The sequence below is a fragment of the Rothia sp. ZJ1223 genome (assembly GCF_016900985.1).
Classification (GTDB): Bacteria; Actinomycetota; Actinomycetes; order Actinomycetales; family Micrococcaceae; genus Rothia.
This window is the reverse complement of the sequence record NZ_JAFEUT010000002.1, coordinates 184279-205099: the sequence shown is the minus strand read 5'-3', so window position 1 is coordinate 205099 and position 20821 is coordinate 184279. Positions and strand designations below refer to the sequence as shown.

The 20821-nt window shown below is 54.2% G+C and carries 18 protein-coding genes and 1 other RNA gene; 11 read left to right on the top strand and 8 right to left on the bottom strand.

Annotated features, from left to right (window positions below; genetic code table 11):
- Positions 1-117 precede the first annotated feature (117 nt).
- The 11 genes from JTP09_RS03315 (at position 118) to ssrA (ending at position 7842) form a co-directional block, all read left to right on the top strand.
- Positions 118-1368: a CpaF family protein gene (locus tag JTP09_RS03315; protein ID WP_370592493.1), complete on the top strand. Its 1251-nt coding sequence runs from the start codon at positions 118-120 to the stop codon at positions 1366-1368.
- A gap of 2 nt (positions 1369-1370) precedes the next feature.
- A complete protein-coding gene (locus tag JTP09_RS03310) occupies positions 1371-2225 on the top strand; it encodes a type II secretion system F family protein (protein WP_204876964.1) in 855 nt (284 codons plus the stop codon).
- Positions 2222-3154: a type II secretion system F family protein gene (locus tag JTP09_RS03305; RefSeq protein ID WP_204876961.1), complete on the top strand. Its 933-nt coding sequence runs from the start codon at positions 2222-2224 to the stop codon at positions 3152-3154. Before JTP09_RS03310 ends, JTP09_RS03305 begins: the two co-directional genes overlap by 4 nt.
- Before the next feature lie 26 nt (positions 3155-3180).
- A complete protein-coding gene (locus tag JTP09_RS03300; RefSeq protein WP_204876959.1) occupies positions 3181-3384 on the top strand; it encodes a hypothetical protein in 204 nt (67 codons plus the stop codon).
- Between the two features lie 4 nt (positions 3385-3388).
- On the top strand, positions 3389-3781 hold the full coding sequence (locus tag JTP09_RS03295) for a TadE family protein (protein ID WP_204876957.1): 393 nt from the start codon (positions 3389-3391) through the stop codon (positions 3779-3781).
- Entirely contained in the window at positions 3759-4286 is a 528-nt protein-coding gene (locus tag JTP09_RS03290) for a hypothetical protein (RefSeq protein WP_204876955.1), read from the top strand. Before JTP09_RS03295 ends, JTP09_RS03290 begins: the two co-directional genes overlap by 23 nt.
- Complete coding sequence (locus JTP09_RS03285; RefSeq protein WP_204876953.1) at positions 4283-4819, top strand: pilus assembly protein TadG-related protein; 537 nt, start codon at positions 4283-4285, stop codon at positions 4817-4819. Before JTP09_RS03290 ends, JTP09_RS03285 begins: the two co-directional genes overlap by 4 nt.
- A gap of 136 nt (positions 4820-4955) precedes the next feature.
- Positions 4956-6077: a peptide chain release factor 2 gene (prfB, locus tag JTP09_RS03280; protein WP_204876951.1), complete on the top strand. Its 1122-nt coding sequence runs from the start codon at positions 4956-4958 to the stop codon at positions 6075-6077.
- A 17-nt stretch (positions 6078-6094) separates the two neighbouring features.
- Positions 6095-6589 (top strand): SsrA-binding protein SmpB, encoded by a 495-nt coding sequence (gene smpB / locus JTP09_RS03275; RefSeq protein ID WP_204876949.1) that lies wholly within the window; start codon positions 6095-6097, stop codon positions 6587-6589.
- Positions 6590-6615: 26 nt separating this feature from the next.
- Positions 6616-7308, top strand: a complete 693-nt coding sequence (locus JTP09_RS03270; protein ID WP_204876939.1) for a hypothetical protein — start codon at positions 6616-6618, stop codon at positions 7306-7308.
- A gap of 161 nt (positions 7309-7469) precedes the next feature.
- Positions 7470-7842: a transfer-messenger RNA gene (gene ssrA / locus JTP09_RS03265) on the top strand.
- A gap of 592 nt (positions 7843-8434) precedes the next feature.
- Here the strand turns inward: ssrA and JTP09_RS03260 are convergent.
- From JTP09_RS03260 to JTP09_RS03225, 8 genes are read right to left on the bottom strand one after another with little or no spacing between them, the layout of a single operon-like run.
- A complete protein-coding gene (locus JTP09_RS03260) occupies positions 8435-9484 on the bottom strand; it encodes a DUF3644 domain-containing protein (RefSeq protein ID WP_204876938.1) in 1050 nt (349 codons plus the stop codon).
- Between the two features lies 1 nt (position 9485).
- Entirely contained in the window at positions 9486-12332 is a 2847-nt protein-coding gene (locus JTP09_RS03255; protein ID WP_239478680.1) for an SNF2-related protein, read from the bottom strand.
- Between the two features lie 23 nt (positions 12333-12355).
- Positions 12356-15322 carry a DEAD/DEAH box helicase family protein gene (locus tag JTP09_RS03250; protein ID WP_204876936.1) on the bottom strand — a complete coding sequence of 989 codons (2967 nt, stop codon included), beginning with the start codon at positions 15320-15322 and terminating at the stop codon, positions 12356-12358.
- A gap of 17 nt (positions 15323-15339) precedes the next feature.
- On the bottom strand, positions 15340-17295 hold the full coding sequence (locus JTP09_RS03245; protein ID WP_204876935.1) for a site-specific DNA-methyltransferase: 1956 nt from the start codon (positions 17293-17295) through the stop codon (positions 15340-15342).
- A 36-nt stretch (positions 17296-17331) separates the two neighbouring features.
- Positions 17332-17562, bottom strand: coding sequence for a helix-turn-helix transcriptional regulator (locus JTP09_RS03240; RefSeq protein WP_204876934.1), 231 nt, complete (start codon positions 17560-17562; stop codon positions 17332-17334).
- Positions 17559-19286, bottom strand: a complete 1728-nt coding sequence (locus JTP09_RS10295; RefSeq protein WP_204876933.1) for a DUF2326 domain-containing protein — start codon at positions 19284-19286, stop codon at positions 17559-17561. The genes JTP09_RS03240 and JTP09_RS10295 overlap by 4 nt, the downstream gene beginning before the upstream one ends.
- A complete protein-coding gene (locus JTP09_RS03230) occupies positions 19276-19503 on the bottom strand; it encodes an ABC-three component system middle component 7 (protein ID WP_204876932.1) in 228 nt (75 codons plus the stop codon). The genes JTP09_RS10295 and JTP09_RS03230 overlap by 11 nt, the downstream gene beginning before the upstream one ends.
- Complete coding sequence (locus JTP09_RS03225; RefSeq protein WP_204876931.1) at positions 19500-20627, bottom strand: ABC-three component system protein; 1128 nt, start codon at positions 20625-20627, stop codon at positions 19500-19502. The genes JTP09_RS03230 and JTP09_RS03225 overlap by 4 nt, the downstream gene beginning before the upstream one ends.
- Positions 20628-20821: the final 194 nt, after the last annotated feature.

The following is a 20821-nucleotide window of genomic DNA, read 5'->3' as shown; positions in this document are numbered from 1 at the left end:
ATTGAATACACCCAGCGCTTTCGCTAGATTCATGGAAGCCAAGTTGCTTAGAACCCAGCTTGGTATGTAACCACGAACTGAACCACATGAACCATCGGAGGAAGGGTAGCCTTGGCTATAGCGACCACTGACAACCGCCAGGGCTACCGCCTCGTCGAAAATGAAGTGCGTGAACTGGTGCGGCGCAGCGGCATTGACCCGCTGACTGATTTTGAGCAAACCAAACGGCTAATCCAGTCTGCACTGGCTGACTACGAGAAGCGCATGATGACAGGTTCACTGCCTTTTATCGATGACTTTGCCGCTGCGGAACGCTGGCTAACCGACGCTATCTGCGGCTTTGGCGAACTACAGCCCTACCTGGATGACCCCACGGTAGAGGAAATCTGGATTAACTCACCCCACGAAGTTTTCATTGCCCGCGCCGGTGAATCTGAGCTAACGGGCTTGAGTCTCACCGATGACCAGGTGCGCTACCTTGTAGAACGCATGCTCAAAAGCTCGGGTCGCCGCCTAGATCTCTCTAGCCCCTTCGTAGATGCTGCATTACCGGATGGCTCGCGTCTCCACGTGGTCATTCCCGATGTAACCCGCCGCCACTGGTCGGTGAACATCCGAAAGTTCATTGCCCGCGCTCGCCGTCTTGAAGATTTAGTGCAACTGGGTTCTCTTTCTGCTGATGCCGTGAAGTTTTTGGACGCGGCGGTGGCAAGTGGTCTGAACATTCTAGTGTCAGGGGCTACCCAAGCTGGCAAAACAACCATGCTCAACTGTTTGAGTGCGTCTATTGGGCCGCGTGAGCGCGTGGTGACGTGTGAGGAAATTTTTGAGTTGAGCGTGCCCTTACGCGACGTTGTGGGTATGCAGTGTCGCCAACCTAACCTTGAGGGCAACGGCGAGATTCCCCTGCGCAGGCTGGTGAAAGAGGCACTTCGTATGCGCCCCGACCGTCTGATTATTGGTGAGGTGCGTGAAGCGGAATCCCTCGATATGTTGATTGCGCTGAACTCCGGCTTACCGGGCATGGGCACCATTCACGCCAACTCAGCCCGCGATGCCGTGACGAAAATTTGTACCCTGCCCTTACTGGCTGGTGAGAACATCTCGTCCAGCTTCGTAGTGCCTACCGTTGCCTCTTGCTTTGATCTGGTGGTGCACTGTCACCGTGATAAGCGCGGACGCCGTCGCGTCCAAGAAATCGTGGCACTGGGTAACCGGGTGGAAAACAACGTCATTGAGACTTCCACCCTCTTTACCCTGCGCGATAACCAGCTCATGTGTGTAGCTTCTGAGCTACCCGCAGCCCACAAATTTGAGCGTGCCGGGTTGCGTGCAGACCAGGTACTGCCTGCTGAGGTAAGGGTATAGAAATGATAGCTCTTCTTGCTCTCACAATGGGTTTGGGCGTCTTTATGGTCTGGTGGTCTTTTTGGCTCAAAGCCCCCGCTAAAGCCCGTAAGCCTCGCACTTCAACAACCATGGTTCTTTTGCAGCAGGCAGGTATCGAAAAGGTTAGCCCCTCACTCTTTCTTGCTATTTCTGTGATTTGCGGGCTCTTTCTTGGACTCTTCGTCTTTGCTATTACCGGTCTCTACAACCTAGCGCTTCTGCTTTTCATTGCCGGTGTGTTCGCCCCACGCTTAGTGATTTCATGGCGGGCTGCTAAGCGGCAGAATGCTATCAGGGAACTCTGGCCTGATGTGGTTGACCACCTGCGATCAGCTATCCGCGCCGGTCTTTCGCTCCCTGAGGCTCTCATGCAGTTGCAGTATCGCGGGCCTGAAGTGCTACGTCCTGCCTTTGAAACTTTCGCCCGCGACTACCGTGCCAGCGGTGAATTCGTGCCCTCGCTCAATAGGCTTAAAGAACGTCTAGCTGATCCCACCGCTGACAACATCATTGAGGCTCTCAAAGTTACCCGTGAGGTGGGTGGCACCGATCTCGGGCGGTTGCTGGGCACCTTGAGCGAGTTTTTGCGCGAAAGCGCCCGAACCCGCGCGGAACTTGAAGCCCGCCAGTCGTGGACGGTCAACGCGGCACGTCTTGCTTCTCTTGCTCCCTGGCTGATTCTGTGCCTAATGGCTACCCAGCCCGGAACCGTGCAGGTGTACAACTCTTTTGCTGGGCTCATGGTGATGGTCGGTGGCCTGGTAATTACCGGTATCGCTTACATCTTGATGCTGAAACTCGGTGCCCTGCCCTGCGAAAAGAGGGTGCTGGCATGAACTGGTTAATTGTTATCGGGTGTACCCTGGCTGCGGGTATCTGGCTGGTGTTCCTCAGCGCCAAAGCCGCCCGTTCTATTGATTTTTCCGAACGCATTGCCCCCTATATGCGTAGCTCAGAACTGAAATCGACTCTGCTTGAAGAAACAACCTTCAATAAACAGGGAATTTGGGGTGGTCTTTACCAACTGGCGCTGCCTTTTGTGACGGACGCGCTCAACCGTTTTTCACTGGGTACAGCTAGTGGCGCTGCTCTTGAGAGACGCCTCGAACAGGCTCATGAGGGCAAAACTGTTGCTGATTTTCGTGCCGAACAGATTGTGTGGGCGCTGGCGTCCTTCGCTTTTAGCATCTTTCTCGTGAGCATTGCAGCCTATCAGGGGCGAACCTCACTGGTAGCTGGTGCAGCCCTTTCAATTGCCTGTGGTATCGCTGGTTTCATCGGGCGGGATTGGTGGTTGAGCCAGAGTATTCAGCGCAGGGAAAAACAGATGCTTGCGGAGTTCCCCGCGTTGGCTGAGCTCATGGCGCTATCCGTGACCGCCGGAGAGTCAGCGGTCAACGCTCTCGAACGCGTCTGCCGGGTATCGAACGGTGAGCTTTCCACCGAATTCAAGAAGATTCTCGCGCAAACTCGTTCCGGCGATGGGCTGGTGCCCGCCCTGCAAGATTTTTCTCAACGCACCTCAGTCACTGCACTTTCCCGATTCGTAGATGGCATTGTAGTGGCCGTTGAGCGCGGTACTCCACTCTCTGATGTTCTGCGAGCCCAAGCCCAAGATGTGAGGGATGTAGCCAAGCGCGAGCTCATGGAAACAGCCGGCAAGAAAGAGATCGCCATGATGGTTCCCGTGGTGTTCTTCATTTTGCCACTGACCGTGGTTTTCGCGGTATTCCCCGGTATATCCCTTCTCCAACTCGACTTTTGAAAAACCTAACGAAAGGAATAAGAACCATGAAGTTCTTGATGATGATTCAGACCCTGCTCACTGCTTTGCAGCTGCGAGTGAGCCCCTCAGACGACTCCGAACGCGGCGATGTTCCGGGCTGGGTCATGATTACGATGATGACAGCTATACTCGTTGCCGCCCTCCTGGTAGTAGCCCAAGACGCGCTGGTTAATATGTTCCAAAACGCTATGAGCAAGATTAGCGGCTAAGCCCATGCGGCAGAACATCCGGGAGTCATATGAGCGGGGGAACGCCACCGCTGAATTCGTGATGGTGGTGTCACTCGTGATTCTGCTGTTTGCGGGTGTTCTGCAGCTGGCTTTTATCTTGCACACCCGCAATATGTTGCAGGACGCGGTGTCCTCTGGCGCTCGCTATGGAACGCTGTTGGATCGTTCTCACGGTGAAGGGGCTGTTCGCGCGCAGGAGCTCATTCAGCAGACTCTGCCTGATAATTACGCTTCTGATGTCTCTTTTGAGGAGACAACTGTCGATGGTGTTCGTATGCTCAAAGTAACGGCACGTACGCCTCTGCCGATTATCGGTTCCTTTGGTATTTCGGACGTTATAACGGTGAGTGGTCATGCCATTATTCAAAGCCAGTAATTTGTTGAGCGTCGGGCGGACGCGTCTGACCCACCTGGTAGCTAGGTGCGGCTCTTGCACACAGGATGCCGGGGCTGAAGATCCGCAGGAATCTACGGCTCAAACAGCTGAGAGCGGTAACGCCATGATTGAGTTTATTGTGCTGGGGCTGATGCTTTTGTTGCCCACGGTCTACTTCTTACTGGCTGTCTTTAGCGTGCAATCAGCGGCTTTAGCAGCGAATGCGGCAAGCTCGGCAGCAGTGCAGTACGCCCAATCAACTCCGCGCGAACAGCTTTCGGCCACTAACGTCAGCCAGGTAGCGCAGATGGCAGCATCTGACTATAAGATTCCGCCCGATTCTACGAGCATAGTATTCAACTGCGTAGCCGACTGCTCTGCATCATCGGCTGTTCAGGTGACCGTCACTGTCGAAGCTCAAGTTCCCCTGATTCCCTGGATAGCTCCGGGCGGATTTGCTGAACTGAGCTCAACAGCGGTGGGCTGGGGAGGGAAATACCAATGAAACCTACCCTTTCGCGCTGGGATTGGGTGAGCGCGTCCGCCCGGCGAATTGCTGCCGTGACAACCCGTAGCAAAAGCGGTGCAATACACAAAGGCGAAACCGGGAGTCGGGATGAAGGCTCCATTTTGCTGTTACTGATTGGCCTGTGCCTGATCGTTTTGTTGATTGCCTCGGTTGTTACCGGCATTACCGGTGTCTACCTTGAACGGCAAAAACTACAGGCGCTGGCCGACCGAACAGCCTCAGCCACCGTGCAAAACTTTGCCGGTCTTAGCGGTGACCTTGCCAATAAGCCCTTGCCCGTGCTCACCTCCGCTCACACCCACGAACAAGCAGGTATCTTTCTCATTGAAAGCGGTGCCTACACCCAATTCGATCAGCTAGTTCTTGCACCGGGTAGCGGAACGGCAGACGGCACCACCGGCAGAGTTCAACTCAGCGCGGTAGCTCACCCACCACTTGTCTCTATCATTGTGCCGGGCGGGGTGCCCATCAGCGCCACCGGAACAGCCCGCATCACCGCCCAACAGTAGAAACACAGCAAGCCCGCTTCCAATCGTCCATCTCTTACTCCACACAGCCGTGCAGGGTAACAAGACCGCATCTTTCATCGTTACCCGCGAGCGCCCATTGCACACAGCCACTGGTTATCAGCTAGGCTTAATAATCATGGCTTCCATCGACTTTAACGCAGAAATCAAAACCCTCCGTTCAACCTATTCATCTATTGAAGAGGTCAGCAACGTCGAGGGTATTCGGGCTACTATCTCTCGGTTATCAGAGGCTGCCAATGCGCCCGATCTCTGGGATAATCCCGATGAAGCCCAAAAGATTACCTCGCAGCTCTCTCGCTCTCAGAGCGAACTCGATAAGCTGGTGAAACTTCAAGAGCGCATCGATGATCTTGGAGCGCTCGTGGAGTTAGCCGAAGAAGAAGACGATGCTGATACCTTGAGCGAGGCCGAGCGTGAGTTGGGCGCTATTCGCACAGTCTTAGCGGAGCTCGAAGTCGTTACCCTGCTTTCGGGGGAGTACGACCAGCGTGAGGCTGTTGTCACCATTCGCTCAGGCGCCGGTGGTGTGGACGCTGCTGACTTCGCTGAGATGCTGCTACGCATGTACCTGCGCTGGGCTGAGAAAAACAACTATCCCACCCAGGTGCTCGACACCTCCTACGCTGAAGAAGCGGGGTTGAAGTCTGCGACTTTCGAGGTCAAGGCACCCTACGCTTTTGGCCGTCTCTCGATTGAAGCAGGAACCCACCGCCTGGTGCGTATTTCCCCTTTCAACTCTCAGGGTAAGCGCATGACCTCCTTCGCAGCAGTTGAGGTTATTCCGTTGATTGCCCAGACCGATGTTATTGAGATTCCCGAGTCTGAAATTAAGGTGGATGTCTTCCGCTCGTCAGGCCCCGGCGGCCAGTCAGTGAACACCACCGACTCAGCGGTGCGTATGACTCACATTCCTACCGGCATCGTCGTTTCCATGCAGAACGAAAAATCCCAGCTGCAAAACAGGGCAGCTGCCCTGCGCGTCCTGCAATCCCGCTTGCTGCTGGTACGGCAAGAAGAAGAGGACGCGAAGAAAAAAGAACTTGCCGGGGACGTGAAAGCGAGCTGGGGCGATCAGATGCGTTCCTACGTACTCAACCCCTACCAAATGGTCAAAGACCTACGAACCAATTACGAGGAGGGCAACCCGTCAGCGGTGTTCGATGGTGCCCTCGATGGATTCATCGATGCCGGTATTCGTTGGCGAGCATCAGCCCGTAATGAAACTGAAACGGCGTAAAGACTAAAGAGAAAACAATGGCTACTAAAAAGAAAAAAGCGGACCCTAAAGATCCCAACAACCGGATTGTCGCCCAGAATAAGAAGGCGCGCCATCTGTACAATATTGTTGATACCTATGAAGCTGGACTAGTGCTCATGGGTACCGAGGTGAAATCTCTGCGTGATGGTGGAGTATCTATCACCGAGGGCTTCGTGCAGGAGTACAACGGCGAGCTATGGCTTGAAGCTATCAATATCGCAGAATACGGTCACGGTTCGTGGACGAATCACGCCGCCCGCCGTCGCCGCAAGTTGCTGCTGCACCGTCAAGAAATCAACAAGCTCATTCAAAAACTGAAAGAGACCGGTTATACGATTGTGCCGCTGAAACTGTACTTTGTGAGCGGACGTGCCAAGGTTGAAATCGCGTTGGCCACCGGTAAACGCGACTACGATAAACGCCAAGCGCTACGTGAACGTCAAGATAACCTCGAAGCTGCCCGCGCCATGCGCTACAAAAACCTGGGTTAAACCCCACAAACACGAAGGAGCGAACAATGTCCCAAGACAACACCCCGAACAATTCCTCAAACTCACCCTACGGTGCCTACGGTAACAACCAGCCCGCAGATAACAACACCACCGGCACCGGTAGCTACAACGGATCATCTAGCTACAACGCTTCATCGGCGCCCGGTAACCCAGTAGCCGGTGCTGCTGGCAACACGCAGGGCACTGGGGCTGAGTACCCTGCTTACTCTGGCACCCCTGAATACTCTCAGCAGTACTCCGGCGGTCAGTACGCTGCACCCAACCAGTACGGTCAGACCGGTGACTTCAACAACTATAACGGTCACAACCAAGCCTATGTAGCACCAGAAGGCAAGGGCATGGGTATTGCTTCGCTGGTGCTGGGCATCTTGGGCATCCTCACCTCATTCATGCTCGGTCTGGGCGGTTTGCTGGGACTCGTAGGTCTTATTCTCGGTATCATCGCTGTGCGCAAGCTGGGTAGAACAGGTGGTTCTAAAGGCGTGGCAATCGGCGGTATTGTTACCAGTATCCTGGCTATGCTCGCAGGTGCTGTTGTTTTCGGTCTGATGCTGTGGGGCCTGAGCCAGGTTGACTTAGGTGCAATCATGGACGCTGCCGAACACTGCGAACAGTTCACTAACAATCAGCAGGCCTTGGAGCAGTGCATGGCAGACTACCTTCGCGAGAACGGTCACGAAGTACCTGAAAATTTCTAACCTTTAGCCGCAACCGGTCTTGTGACTCTACCCCGTGCGTCCACCCTCTTGAAATAGGTGGACGCGCGGGGTATAGTTTTACTTCTAGGCTTTAATAGTTCGGTGCGTTTTTAGGTGAACGTGCTGATAACTTTGAAGCGAGTTCTTTGATAAAAGAATATGGGGATGATCGGTTTCGACGATGTGGGTTGAGACAGGGGAAGCGTGCCGAGGATGCAGAGTTATCTCGTAAACGCTCTCTGCAAAACAATAAGTGCAGAATCTAAGCGCACTGACTTCGCTCTCGCTGCCTAAGCGCGACTAGCGAATCTGCTGGCCTGAGCTTGCCTTTAGCTCAGCTCCCAGTATCAGTTTAAAAGGCCACTGCTTCTTGCCCTCGTCGTAGGGGTAAGAGGAACACTTATACGAATAGGTTTGGCAGCATCTGTGTTTGTGCAAATGCTGGAGCCGAAAAGTACCGTTACGCAAACTGCGCACGGAGAAGACCTGACGATGTCACATCGGACCGGGGTTCGATTCCCCGCATCTCCACCAACTAGATGCTGGTTTGGATACAATCCAAGCCAGCATCTTTTTTCATGCCCGAAAGTGGCTTATCCCTTGTAAATACTGGGTTTAGCGGGGGAGTGGGGTGCTAGGTGAGAGCCTTGTGCCGGTCGCATGGATGGGGATTTGGGTGCCATGCAGAGGGCTCGGATGCCGGATTTAACGGGCTCGTAGGCTGGGCGTCAAAAGGTTCAGGCAAACGTCAAAAAGTATGGGCTGGCGTCAAAAGGTTTAGGTGTAGCGTCAAAAAGTTCAGCCGGGGACGTCGAAAGGTTCCATTTATAAGGACTGCCGAGGCCTAGTCGATAGAGTATGCGGGGAAGCATTGGATTGCTCAGACGATACGCGATAACGCGGTGGGTGCATGGGTGCTTGCAGCGTGAGTTTCCCGCGATAGCAAGCCAAAACTCTTTCAACCCCTGAATCTGTGCCTCGACCGATGGTCGGGGTTTTCGTGTTTTCAGTCGGCCTTTCGCAGGTTGCAGCTGGGTAGCTTACTGATGGTTGCACCCAGTTGTGGCTACACGAGCGGGGGCGTCAAAAGGTATGGGCTGGCGTCAAAAGGTTCTATTTCCTAGCCTTATCCATCATGTTTGAGGCGCGGTTCCTTGCCTAAGAGCCTTGAGTAACCTCCCTCTGTACGAATAGCTTCAACAATCCTGTCTAGCAGTTTGGGTGTGTACACGAACTGTTGGAAGGCAGGAGAATACAGACAGAATGTATCGGAATTAGGCAACCCCTTCTTGTCTCCGGATTTCGCAGGGCCTATTCCCCATTTCTTCCTGAGTCGCGTAAAGTCATTTAATCCAAACCTAAAGGGGATACGCGCCTCCACTTCTTGTGCAATCTTCCCTGGTAGCATTTCGTCTCCATGTACCACATTGCGGAACTTCTCAGCAATAATAACGCTACCTTCCTTGCCCATCAGTTGGAGTTTTTCATCCTCGTTCAAATCATGGGTATTGACGAAAGTTAGCGCCATGTCAGCTTGAGTCTTTGGCCCCTTGACTGGCATGAGCGCAAGGCGATAAGAAAACTTTTCGTTGCTAGTCACTTCATCGGGAAGATCGGCAACAAATTCGCTTATGTAGTTTAGGGTTGCAGTGGGGATGCCGCGTCGCATTTCAGCCATGTAATCATACTCCGCAGGCTGTAGCGAATGGATGAAAATCGGAATTTTAAGTTCGTTCCCTAGGGTAAAGTTGTCTCCGAATCGTCGGATGAGCTCAGTCTCGTAGTTAATGATGCAGGCGTGAGCTTCAGGTGCAGTGACCACAAGAAGATTGTCTTCAAAATTGTGTTCAATCCTGTTACGTAGACCGATGAAAAATTCTAGATTCTTCCTGATGGGACTGGTCTCTGAATATTCCTCTTTGAGGCATCGGCTTAAATCCCAAGTCTTACGAGAGCCATCGGGTGTTTTCTTATAGCGCCCATTCTTCTGGTAATAAATCTGGCGATCATTTTTCATTCGCGATGCAAGAAGAAGGTCTTGCCACGCAAGGTGTAGATGCACAATGAAGTCACTGTAGCTTCGGCGATCGCCAGGACGGTTGTAGAAATCAATCGCAACTAAAGCCTGCCGACGAGATTCTTCAAGAAGACGACGCCATTTAGGAAGTCTGGGCATTTCAGTGCACCTCCCATTTGATGGTGAAAAGTTCGTGTCGCGTTGTGGCTGCGTTGAGAGAGTCCCTGGCGCTGTCTAGGTAGGCGTCGGACTCATCGCGTAACCGGTTGCGTTCAAGCCGGTATTGATCTTCAGCTTCATCGATTTTGCGGCGCAAGTGCCTAGCCTCGTGCTTGTACTTGAGTTCCTCCGAAGCGCTATTCGCTTTGCGGGCCGCTTTTAGCGCGGTGGACTCCTTGGCCTGATACTCACGGATTTTCGCGTCGAACGTAGCCTTAAGATCAAGGCGTGCCGCATCAATTAGGGCTTCTTGTTGCAAGAAGAAACTGGCGTTACGTTCCTGCACGTCAACCCCTAGCTCATCCATCTGTGCATCAAGGGCATCCGCGAACCCGTGCGGGTCTACATGGGAGGCTGTGACGTTGACGCATTGCAGATCGAGCAGGTCGCGGATCTGTTCGTGATCCATAGGGGTGCCATCATCGAAGAATCCGGCGGATAACAGGTAGGACTCACGCAGTTCTTGCTTGCCAGCTTTCATTGTGAAGGTGATTTCTTCAATCCGTAGGCGGCCACTCTTGTTGCGCAGGCGTTTAGCGATCGCGGTAGCTCGCTCAGAGTCCCGGATCTGAAAGGCGAGCGTGGCTGGTGGCGTGTCGTGGGTTTTCGCATTCTCAATAACCCAGGCACACAGGTCACTGGCGTAACGGTACTGGTGAGCTCCCTTACGAGGCTCAGACTTAAAGAAGTACTCCCCAGACGGAATACCGGGCTCTGGCGCGGCGTGCAAGGTGAACTGGGTGCCGCTCTCATTGAACTCAGCAGTGTTGGCGAGTTCGTGGCGAGTGACGTTAATGAGGAGCCGCTCAAAAGCGTTGAGTACGACCCCGGTTTGGGCGTCGTAGGACTTGAGCTTGTCACGTACTTTCGGGTCGAGGTTGTCAAATACCTTGGCCCGGGTCTTCTTCATTTCCCGGTCGATCTGTTTGGCGTAGCGGGCCTCGAGTTCCTTGAACGCAGCATCAATCTGGTCTGCTGTTTTGCAGCGGTCCAAGATGGCGGAGATGTTCTTTTCAAAGTCCAGGCCATCTTCAATCTGGCCGAGCACTTCATCGGAGGCGCCGAACACGGAGGTAAAGAGCTGGAACTTCTCTGTGAGCAGCTCGAGGATGCGTTCTTCTGCCAGGTTGCCCTTGTTGGAGAAGTTCACGACGACCACGTTGTGCTTTTGTCCGAAGCGATGCACACGCCCGATGCGCTGTTCAACGCGTTGCGGGTTCCACGGCAGGTCGTAGTTGACCAGCATGGAACAGAACTGCAGGTTGATACCTTCAGCGGCAGCCTCAGTGGCGATCATGATCCGGCCGCGCTCACGGAACTCATCAACCAAGGCTTTACGCCGGTCGGCTGCGGGGATACCGGTGATCAGGTCAGAGCCTTCGTTTTCTTTCAGCCACGCCTGGTAGATGCGTTTGGCCTCGGCACTATCGTTGCTGCCGTTGAACAGCACGATACCTTCAGCCCATCCCGCTTCGGTCAGGGAACGGGCCAGGTAGTCCTGGGTGATGGTGGAGTCGGTGAAAATGATGGCTTTTTCTGGTGCCCCAATCTCGCGGAGCTTGGCAAAGCCTTGCTCCAGGGCATCAACGAGTTTGACCGCCTTCTGGTTTACCGTAATGGAGCGGGCAAGAGCCGCGTAGCCGCGTAGTTCACGCACCTCGGCCAGCATCTCTTCCCGGTCGCCCGGGTCAATGGTTTCTGCTGCGCCGCTTGTGGTGTTTTCTGCTTCTTCACGGACCTCACTAGTTAGGTCCGGGTCAGCAACGAAGCCGCCAGCATCGTTCCTGCGTCTGCCTGCGCGTACTTCGGCTTCAAGCCGGTCAGCGGTCTTCTCCAACGTGGATGCCACCGCATACGAGGACGATCCCAGGCGTTTACGCATAATCAAGGCGGAGAGGTGGCGCTGAGACTTTGCGAACGCCCAGAGGAACGGTCTCTGCAAGTAGTCGTTAATCAGGTTATAGAGCTTGATTTCATCGTCGCTGGGGGTGAAGGCGACTGTGATGGGCATGCGTTTGGTGAAGCGGATGTATTTATCCGCGTCCTTACGCAAGGTGCGTTTGGCCAACTGCGCTACGCGCGCAGCGAGGTCGTCGTTGCCAACCCCGTCCGGGTTGTCGATGTAGCGTTCCTTGAACGCGTCCAAGGAATGGAAGTATTCGGGCGCAAAAACGCTGACGAGCCCGTAGAGTTCTTCGAGCCGGTTTTGCAGGGGCGTGGCGGTCAGCATGACGGTCTTGTCTGCCATGCGGCAGATCTTGGCCACGTTCTTTGCGATCTTGGCCTGCCCGGTCCAGTGTGAGCGCAGCCGGTGGGCTTCATCGCAGACCACCACATCCCATTTTCGGGTGAGTTTGGTGGCCTGGGAGTTGGCAAACTCGTAGGAGCAGATCAAAATCTCTTCACGCCGAGCCGGGCCGGTCAGGTCGTCAACGTTTTTGCGCTCCACGAGGGATGCCGGTAGAGCGAACTTCTCGTCGAGCTCTTGCTTCCACTGCTGCCGCAGTGACGATGGAGCAATGATGAGGATGCGACGCTGGCGCTGTGCCCAGTATTGGCTGATGACAATACCGGCCTCGATCGTTTTCCCGAGGCCCACCTCGTCAGCCAGGATCACCCCGTCAAGGAACGGGGTTTGCAGCGCAAACAGTGCTGCGTCCACCTGGTGCGGTTTTGGTTCGACTTGCGCGTCAAACAATAGGCCTGCGAGCCGGCCCACGTGGTCTGAGGCGTAGGAACGGTCGAGTTCGTGAGCGTAGAGCTTGGCCTGGTAGTCAGTGAGTGTCAATCTGGATCATGTCTCCCTTGGTTTCACACTTCCCAGCGTTCGGGCGCGCTCACCTCGTAGTTGATACCGATAGCCTGGAAATGCTTGATCGCAGAGTTGATCTTCGCGTTCTCCGTGGGGCGGCGTTTCATCGGATCCCGACTGCTCTTGGTCTCGCGAATCAGGTACAAGTGCTCGGTGCCGTCTTCTACTTTCACGATCGCCCAGTCTGGGTTGTACTCACCCACCGGGGTGGGGATACGGAATTTGTCAGGCAGTTTCATGAACAACTTGATGTCTTCCTTGTTGTCCAGGTACTCGGCGAACTGCCGCTCGACCGCGGAGTCAAAGATGACGTAGTCAAAGTCCGTCTTGTCCTTATTGGTCACCTTGTAGAGCTGGTCAATGAACCGGTCTTTTTCTTCCAGGCCGTCAGCTTGCAGTTCACGCAGCTCGTAGATGCTGCCGCCGATCGGCTCGTACTGAATGCCTTCAACCAGAATGTGTGCCAATTCGGTTTCGATGCAGTCAGTGACCATCTTGGTGAAGTCGTTGGGGTTACCCAAAAACTCACCCAAACGCCCAGAGCCCACCAAAATGTCGATGATCGTCTTACGGGTCAGCGAGGTGGCTTCTTGCAGCTGATTGATGATGTCGGGCAACGGGTAGGAATCAGTTAGCACCGCATCGCGTGTGCCCAGGACGGAGCCTTTGGGGCCACCGCGAGTGATCTCCAGCCCGGAGCGAGTGACCATAATGCGGATCGGATCGATCCTCGGAGACTGCTTGATGCGGTGCACGCACTTGGAAATCAGTTCGTCGCGATCCAAAGTCACCCGGTACGTCGTGCGACGAGTGATAGCTTCCCAAAAGTCCTCAAACTCCTTGGAGGCATAGACCTCCTTGTTGAGCTTGCGCACCACGCGCTTGCGCTTGGGCTTGACGATGTGCTCGATACGGCAGCTGTTGACGATATCTATGACTTCGTCTTCATAGCCGGCGTATTCATCGGGCAGACCCACAGTGAATCCCAACTGGTCTGGCACCCAGGTGCCCATGACCTCACCGGCATCATCGATATAGCCACGGTTACGTAGTGCCTGCCAGATCTCCGCTGACTTGCGTGTGCCCAGAGGCTGTTCTTTACCGCCCTGGATGACGGGTAGCTTGGCGAACTCGCTCTTGCGCACGAACCCGATCGACACGCCAGCGCGCTTGTACTCATCTTGCAGCGCGGAGGCGAACTGCTTGTAGGACTCATTCGCCACCACAGTCAGTTGGGCGGTGCCCTGATCGGCCACACGCACACCATCCTGGTTCACTGGCAGGCGTAGGCCACGCCCGATCGTCTGGCGGCGTTCGGTATCCGAGGCCATGTCACGCAGTGTGCAGATCTGGAACACGTTGGGGTTATCCCAGCCCTCACGCAGCGCCGAGTGGGAGAAGATGAACCGGGTGGGCTCTTCCATGCTGAGCAGCCGGGCCTTGTCCTTCATGATCAACTCGTAGGCATCATCATCAGCCTTGGTTGAACCAGAGGAGTCCTTGAAGGTCATCTGGGCGTTTTTGCCCTTGCCCTTCTTCATCTGCGCGAAGTAGCCCGAGCGGACCTCCAGCGGGTCCTTGGGTAGGAAGCGATGGGAATCAGCTCGCTTGGCACGCTCTTCCGCATAGATCTCGTCGAACCATTTCGCGAACGGGCCCGAGGCATCCAGGTTGTTGACGCCCTCACCCAGGTAAGAGGCAACCTTGTCAATGAAGAACAAGGACAATACCTTGATACCCAGCGGGTGGACTTGGGCTTCTTTACGGATGTGTTCGCGAATGGTCTCGCGGATCATTTCCCGGAAAATCTCATCCTGATTCCCGCCGATCTCCTCCCCAACCTTAAGGATGCCGTGGTTAGTGAGCTCAATCTGCTCAGGCATGACACTGATTTCGCTCACCCGCCAGTTCCCCTCATAGGCCGGGTTCCCACCAGACAGTCGCTCAAGGTCTGCGCCTTGTGTCGCATTGACTGCACGTTTGGCATATGAGCCGTCACGCTTTTTACAGATCAGTTCTAGCTTGGCCTTGAACGGGTCGCGCTGGACTCCTACCAGCCGTACGAAGGGCTTAGCGGCGGAGCCCTCCTGGAGAGTCTCGGCCACCACGATCTGCTTGACCAAGTTGAGGTTGTGGGCATCGACTGGATCCAGGCGGTACACCACGTTACGAGTCACCCGGTGAGTTGCTGAGTAACGCAGCGTACATAGGGGGTTCAGATCGGCTACAGCAGACTGTGCGAGTTGGGATTCCATGTTCTGTGGCTCATCCATAATCACAATCGGATGAGTCGCCTGCAGATAATCCAACGGGCGCAGGCCGTTGAGCTTGTCCCTGGTTTGGTGGATGATGCGCGTGTTTTTGTCACCGCGAAGCGAGTCGATCGTCATCACCAAGAACTGCACACTGGTGCTAGTGGCGAAGTCACGCACATCCTCTGCCCGGTCCCCGGAGTAGACCGTGGCATCCATGTTCAGGCCTGGGTACAGGTCACGGAAGTGCTTCTTCATCAACTCGATACTGGTCTTCACGCCCTCACGGATCGCAACCGATGGCACCAAAATGATGAACTTGGTGAACTTATATCGCTGTGCAAGTTCGTAGGCGGTACGCAGGTACACGTAGGTTTTACCGGTACCGGTTTCCATCTCGATATCGAACTGCAGGCCGTCCACTAGCGCATCGGTGACATCCAGGCCGTTGCGGTCCTGCACGCGCTGCAGATTCGCCAGAACCGTGTCCTCGCTAAGCAACAGGTTGTTACCTACTGCCCCGATTTCCGTGGAAATGTCGAGTGTCGGTGCGTCCAAGGATGCCTCTGGGCTGAGCGAAGCATGTTGAGGTGGAAGCTCGCCGAGAGGAGTTATTAGGACATCAGCATCAGCCGGTTGTCCATCAAACAGATCGGTGACCGCGTGGATCGCGCTGGATTGGTATGGCTGGTTGGGATCAAACTTGAAATGCATGGTTGACCGTCCTTGCCTCAGGCAGTCCACAGGTCAACACCGTGAGTACGGCATTCCTGCACCAAGTTGGTCTTCAACTCATCATTGCCATGAAACGCGTCCTCAAGGACCACAAGCTTGGCCGGCTGCTGCGCCACCAACGCACGCAACTGCTCCAGCGTCGGCGGCACATGCTCGTTCATATATGCAAGGAGCAGACCACCCTCCACGCTGAACACTTCAAGTCCAGAGACCTGAATTTCGTTGATGGTCTCAGAAAGAGAGAATCCGAGCTTCAAAAGGATCTCGGTTAGCTTCCAATCGGGAGCAGCATCATCAGAACTCGAGTCCGCGCGCAGGTTCAACGCTTGCTGCAAACCGTCTTCGGTAATGCCAGATTCGAGTTCCCATTTCGCAAAATTAGTGTCAACAAGCCTGTAAGCACGGAAACCGACATCCAGCGCATCGGCGCGGCCATCAAGCTTCTTAGCTTCATTAGTCAAAATCTTCGTACCAGCCCTCCGGATGCGTTCACGAGTGATCTCCGAAATTAATTCGAATCCTTGCTCGCGAGCTACAGAATCCTCTGGAGTAGGTTCCGGTAACTGCACTGAAATACAGCGGCGATTCCCGCCATCCTCAGCATTTAAAGCCATTACTGCGTGGGCAGTAGTCCCAGACCCAGCGAAGAAGTCAAGAACAATCTCAGGAGTGGTAAGCGAAACCAGGTATTCTATTAGTGTGCTCGGCTTGGGGTAGGAAAAATATTCCCCACCTAATAATTCTTTGAGCTGTGACGACCCTTCTTCGTTGGTGCCAACAGGAACTTGGAATCTGTTTTTAGTTCTATTAGGAGCTGATGGGTTAGTGAAGATGATTTGCTTTGGTGATTCATTGGAAACTTTGCCGTCTGCATATATTGCACGGATTGCAAAATTCCTTGATTTTACCCAAAAAGTGGTCCCTTTTGCAGTCTCCTCAAGTACCTTATCTCTTGACCATCGCGATCGAAAAGTAAGTTCGAAGTCATTCGAGTTATGCCCGTTTTCTACAACAACAGGGCAATTCAACTCATATTTTTCATCTGTAGAGCAATCGTATATGCCGTCGGGAAGATTAAATTTCGTAGAGCCTGCTCGAAACAGAAGTGTATTTTCTGGATTTGAAGCATTGTAGAGCGGAGCGTCCTCAAATTCTGTTTTAGAGTACTCTACTAGCAATTCTTTTTTGTTTCCGCGACCATCATGAAGTTTCCTTCCGTAGCAGAAAATGTGATCGTAGTTTGAGTATGAATTAGTTTTTTGTCTGCCAAAATGTTGAGACTTCTCCCAAATAAAGTCTGCTATGAAATTTGTTTCACCAAAAATCTGATTGCAAAGTTGCTGGAGGTGTGCCTGTTCCTTCTCTCCAATATTGATAAAAATAACGCCATCTTCGTGCAGGAGATTTCGGGCGAGCTTTAATCGTGGGTACATCATGTTGAGCCAGTTGGAGTGGAAGCGGCCAGCTGACTCGGAGTTGGTGGAGAGTTTTCCTTCGCCGTCGGCTTGTCCGGTTATCTCGAGGTAGGAGCCGATAGGATCGGCGTAATCGTCGGAGTACACAAAGTCGTTTCCGGTGTTGTACGGCGGGTCGATGTAGATCATTTTGATCTGGCCGTAGTAATGCTTTTGAAGCACTTTCAGCACTTCGAGATTGTCACCCTCAATGAAAACATTCTGGGTTGTGTCCCAGTTGACGGAGTTATCTTTATCGGGCGCTAGTGTCGCGGTTGTGGGTGTCTGGGCTGCACGGATGGCTTGGGTTTTGCCTGGCCAGGTCAAGCCAAAACGCTCACGGGGGTTTTCAGCGTCCTCGTCGATGAGGGCACGGAGAGCATCAAGATTAACTTTGCCGTCGGCAACGATCTCAGGGAATAGTTCGGCGAGCTTGGCGGCGGCCTCGGTGGTGAAGTTCGGTGTGGTCGCTGGGACTTCGTTGATCTGGTCAGGCATTGCGCTTCTCCGTGTTTGGTGTAGAGCTGGATGGGATTACTGCTCAGCAGTGTGGTCTTGAGGGATGTCGTGGCTGACTTCACAGATGTCGCTGATCTGGCAGTCGAGTGCATCGCAGATGCGGGTGAGGACTTCGGTGGTGATGTTGCTGTCTTTGCCCATCTTCGCGATGGTGGCTGCGGACAGGCCGGTGTCACGTCGGAGGTCTTCTTTGGTCATGTCGCGGTCGATGAGGAGTTTCCATAACGGCTTGTACGTGATGGTCACTGTGTTTCATCTCCTTCCAAAGTTTGGTCATCCTCGGTTTCGGTGTTCCAGGTAAAGCCGTAGAGGGCTTCATCGTCTTCACCGAGGTGAATGACTTGGTTTTCGTCGGTGAGGTCTTGTGCCTTGGTGCCGTAAGCTTGCGCGGCGTCGAAGGAAAAGAACACTTGCTTGGGTTCGTCCGCTGCGCTAGGCAGGGTGGCGGTGTCGGCGTAGACCTGAAGTAGTTCGGCTACGGGTGCGAAAGCGATTGTCTTGATGATGGCTGAGTCGTGGATGAGGAACGGCAGCGGGGTGGATCGTAGTACGGCTAGGTCGAACAGGACGAGGTTCTTTGATTTAGCGCCTGAGCCGCTGTCGCCTCGGTGGTCGAAGGTGTAGGAGACCCCGTTGGTGGCGGCTTTGAATGTGAAGGTCGGGCAGGTGCGTCGCTTGTCTGGGTAGAGCTCAGTGTTGATTTCCCACATCTGCGTATTGATTGTGGTGGTGAGGTATCGCAGGGTCTCGGGGATCGTCTCATCCATGGACTTTTTGAGTGCCTTGCGTTCTTCCTTGAGTTTCTGGTTGTGGTCGAAGGTATGGATTTGTTCTTCGAGCTGCTTAATTTTGATGCCCAGTTTCAAGGATTCATTGAAGGTCTCGTCGTCGAGCTGGACGGACTGGCCTAGGGCGACGATGCGTGCCTTCTGAGCGTGGATTTCACTCTCAAGCTGGGCAGCTTGGGTCCTGTAGAGGTGATGTTGCTCGTTGAGCTGTTCGGTAAGGATACCGGTGAGTTCGTGGTGGTAGTACTCCACGGTCTCGAGGCGTTCCCGGTTGGCGTCGGGGAAGAACTCGTAAAATTCTTCAAGATCCTTGGTAGTGATGCGGGTGCGTCCCGCCAGGGTGGCTTCAACCACGTTGAGTTTTCCATGTAACTGATTGAGTTGCTCAATCAGGGGACGTAGCTGTGCGCGTAGGAGTTGACGTTCTTCACGGGCCTTGCGTTCATTCTCGAAAAGGTCAAGATCGGTTTGCCGGCGCATTGTCCTTGTAGCAGCCCGTGTTTGGGTAAGTTCTTTTTCGGCGTTGTTGCGTTCTGTTTTGGTCCGCAGTTTGACGTAGTTGGAGTAGTGGCCTTTGACCATCGCATCGAGGGTGGTGACCTCTTTGCTGACTTCCTTGTAGCGGGTTTGGATGGTCTCGATTTCCTCGTAGGCGCCGAAGAGACGCAGCAGCGCACCAGCACCTGCAGTGTCACTTTCTCTAGCGGCTGCTGCCAAAGGATGATCAAGGGAAGCAAGGTCGGATTCGTCATCCCTAGAGAAGCGTCCTACTAGGTTGCGCCAGCTAGTACCACTGTCACCTAGGCCGTAGGCCTCAAGTAGGAACTGCATGTAGTCATCTAGCGCCACATCACCGATGGCGTTCTGCCAGGTGGGTTCAGAAAACTCGGTGATGAGGAAGGGCCATGAGGTGTCGCGGCAGAAATGCCGGTCTGTCCCTTTAGTGCGCAGGGTGAAGAAGATGGTGTGGTGTCCGACGGCTTGCGGGAGGGTGACCGCGTCGGATTTGAGGAAGTCTTTACCGCCGTAGACGAAGTCGACGATCTCGAGGAACGTGGACTTACCGATGGAGTTTTGTGCCCCGTCAGCGCCCTCAACAATATTCAAACCCGCATGGAACTTGATGACCGGACGGTCTTTGCCCTTGTTCTTGAATGCCGGTGACCACAACCTAGTGAGCACGGTGAATCACCCCTTCGCTATTATCAAGTTCAACCTTGCCCAAAGTCAGCAGCAAAGCCAGGGCATCAATGAAGTCTTCCGTGGCCATCGTGGGCAACAGGCGGGCATGGAGGGTCTCAACTTTGATTGGGTCCTCATCGAGGTATCGCAGAATCGTGACGAAATCAGCCAGGATGCTTTCATTGAACTGATAGAGCTTGCTGGGTAGTCGAATCATGCTGACAGCACCTTCTTCGGTGCAAACAGGTCACAGATTTGGATCATGAACGCCACTAGCACCTGACAGGCGTAGGGACCAATGTTGGTGCGCTCGTCGATCCATTGGCTGAGCCGTTGAGCGATCTGGTACTGGCTCATTCCACTATTACGCATCGTGAACCAGGCGCTAACGATTTGATGGCGCATCAGTTCAAAGTCCAGCGCGCCGCTGCTGTCGAGCGTTTGGGCTTCCTTTCGTACGTACTTTTCGTAGAGTGCCATCGAGTCCCTACAGGAGCGAATCAGGGATGCATCGTCGAGTTTTTCCTGTAGGGGCAGCACTTTGTAGCCAGGATCGGGAACGATTTCATCCAGAGGCAGCTGGTTGATCACGCGTAGCAGCGCGGTGATTTTTGTTTCCAGTCCTAAGGGCGCGAGCCCGGCATCCACACTCTCAGCCGCAAGTAGCGAAGCGTTGCGCTTCCGTAGTTGTGTGATGTCTGCACTGGTGTGGGCGAGGTCGTATTTTTCTGCACATCCCTTGCACAGCACCGCAAAATCGTCCGGCCCGACCTCATCGGTGTCATCGAGGAACACGATGTCGTAGGAGTCGCGTGAGAAACCGTGAGACTTCACCGACTGAGGGGCCTGGCAATTAGTGCATCCCCGAGAGCGTGCCAGCAGTAGCTTCTCATATCTCACCCGCATCGAAGTGATTCGAGCTTGACGTACCAGTTGGGCAATCTTGTCTTGCAGTCCAGCCTTGTCATGCAAAATCCGCACCAGCAGTTCGGTGACCTCGTAGGGGAAGTCTTCAAGATCAATGTGCTCACCGTATGCCTCGATGTTGGTGGCGATGAGTTCTTGAACGGCCAGGTCGAGATCATCCATGGCACGAATGAGTGTCTCAGCGTCGAACTTGGCGCACATCGCCATAGCCAGCTTCTTCGGAAATGCTGCGTCGCGCGAATACATCGACTCCAGAGTCGAGTCGCTAGGCAAAGACGAGGGGTCCCTGCGGGTAGCCCAATCGGCCTCAGTGACGGTGGTGAACATCGAGATCAGTTCACGCAGGTACGGGGCGCGTGCCAGCCCTCCAGGCACAGCAGGTTCGAGGCACTGGGCAAGTTCGAAGAACTTCACCTCGACCTCCTTGCCGAAAAGTCTCACGGTTTCTCACGGTTTGGTCTCACGGTTTCTCACGGTTGACGCGGGGGCGATTTCTAGTGTTTTAACCAGATGCCACGACCACCGGCGTCACTGCGAACGTGAAGAACTTCTTCAGATGTTAGCACCGAGTGCTGACATGAACCGGCTCGACACGTCCACATGACACC

Excerpts from the sequence above, each read along its gene's own strand:
- JTP09_RS03310 (WP_204876964.1), top strand. The coding sequence starts at position 1,371 with ATGATAGCTCTTCTTGCTCTCACAATGGGTTTGGGCGTCTTTATGGTC.
- JTP09_RS03305 (WP_204876961.1), top strand. The coding sequence starts at position 2,222 with ATGAACTGGTTAATTGTTATCGGGTGTACCCTGGCTGCGGGTATCTGG.
- JTP09_RS03300 (WP_204876959.1), top strand. The coding sequence starts at position 3,181 with ATGAAGTTCTTGATGATGATTCAGACCCTGCTCACTGCTTTGCAGCTG.
- JTP09_RS03295 (WP_204876957.1), top strand. The coding sequence starts at position 3,389 with ATGCGGCAGAACATCCGGGAGTCATATGAGCGGGGGAACGCCACCGCT.
- JTP09_RS03290 (WP_204876955.1), top strand. The coding sequence starts at position 3,759 with ATGCCATTATTCAAAGCCAGTAATTTGTTGAGCGTCGGGCGGACGCGT.
- JTP09_RS03285 (WP_204876953.1), top strand. The coding sequence starts at position 4,283 with ATGAAACCTACCCTTTCGCGCTGGGATTGGGTGAGCGCGTCCGCCCGG.
- prfB (WP_204876951.1), top strand. The coding sequence starts at position 4,956 with ATGGCTTCCATCGACTTTAACGCAGAAATCAAAACCCTCCGTTCAACC.
- smpB (WP_204876949.1), top strand. The coding sequence starts at position 6,095 with ATGGCTACTAAAAAGAAAAAAGCGGACCCTAAAGATCCCAACAACCGG.
- JTP09_RS03270 (WP_204876939.1), top strand. The coding sequence starts at position 6,616 with ATGTCCCAAGACAACACCCCGAACAATTCCTCAAACTCACCCTACGGT.
- JTP09_RS03260 (WP_204876938.1), bottom strand. The coding sequence starts at position 9,484 with ATGCCCAGACTTCCTAAATGGCGTCGTCTTCTTGAAGAATCTCGTCGG.
- JTP09_RS03250 (WP_204876936.1), bottom strand. The coding sequence starts at position 15,322 with ATGCATTTCAAGTTTGATCCCAACCAGCCATACCAATCCAGCGCGATC.
- JTP09_RS03245 (WP_204876935.1), bottom strand. The coding sequence starts at position 17,295 with ATGCCTGACCAGATCAACGAAGTCCCAGCGACCACACCGAACTTCACC.
- JTP09_RS03230 (WP_204876932.1), bottom strand. The coding sequence starts at position 19,503 with ATGATTCGACTACCCAGCAAGCTCTATCAGTTCAATGAAAGCATCCTG.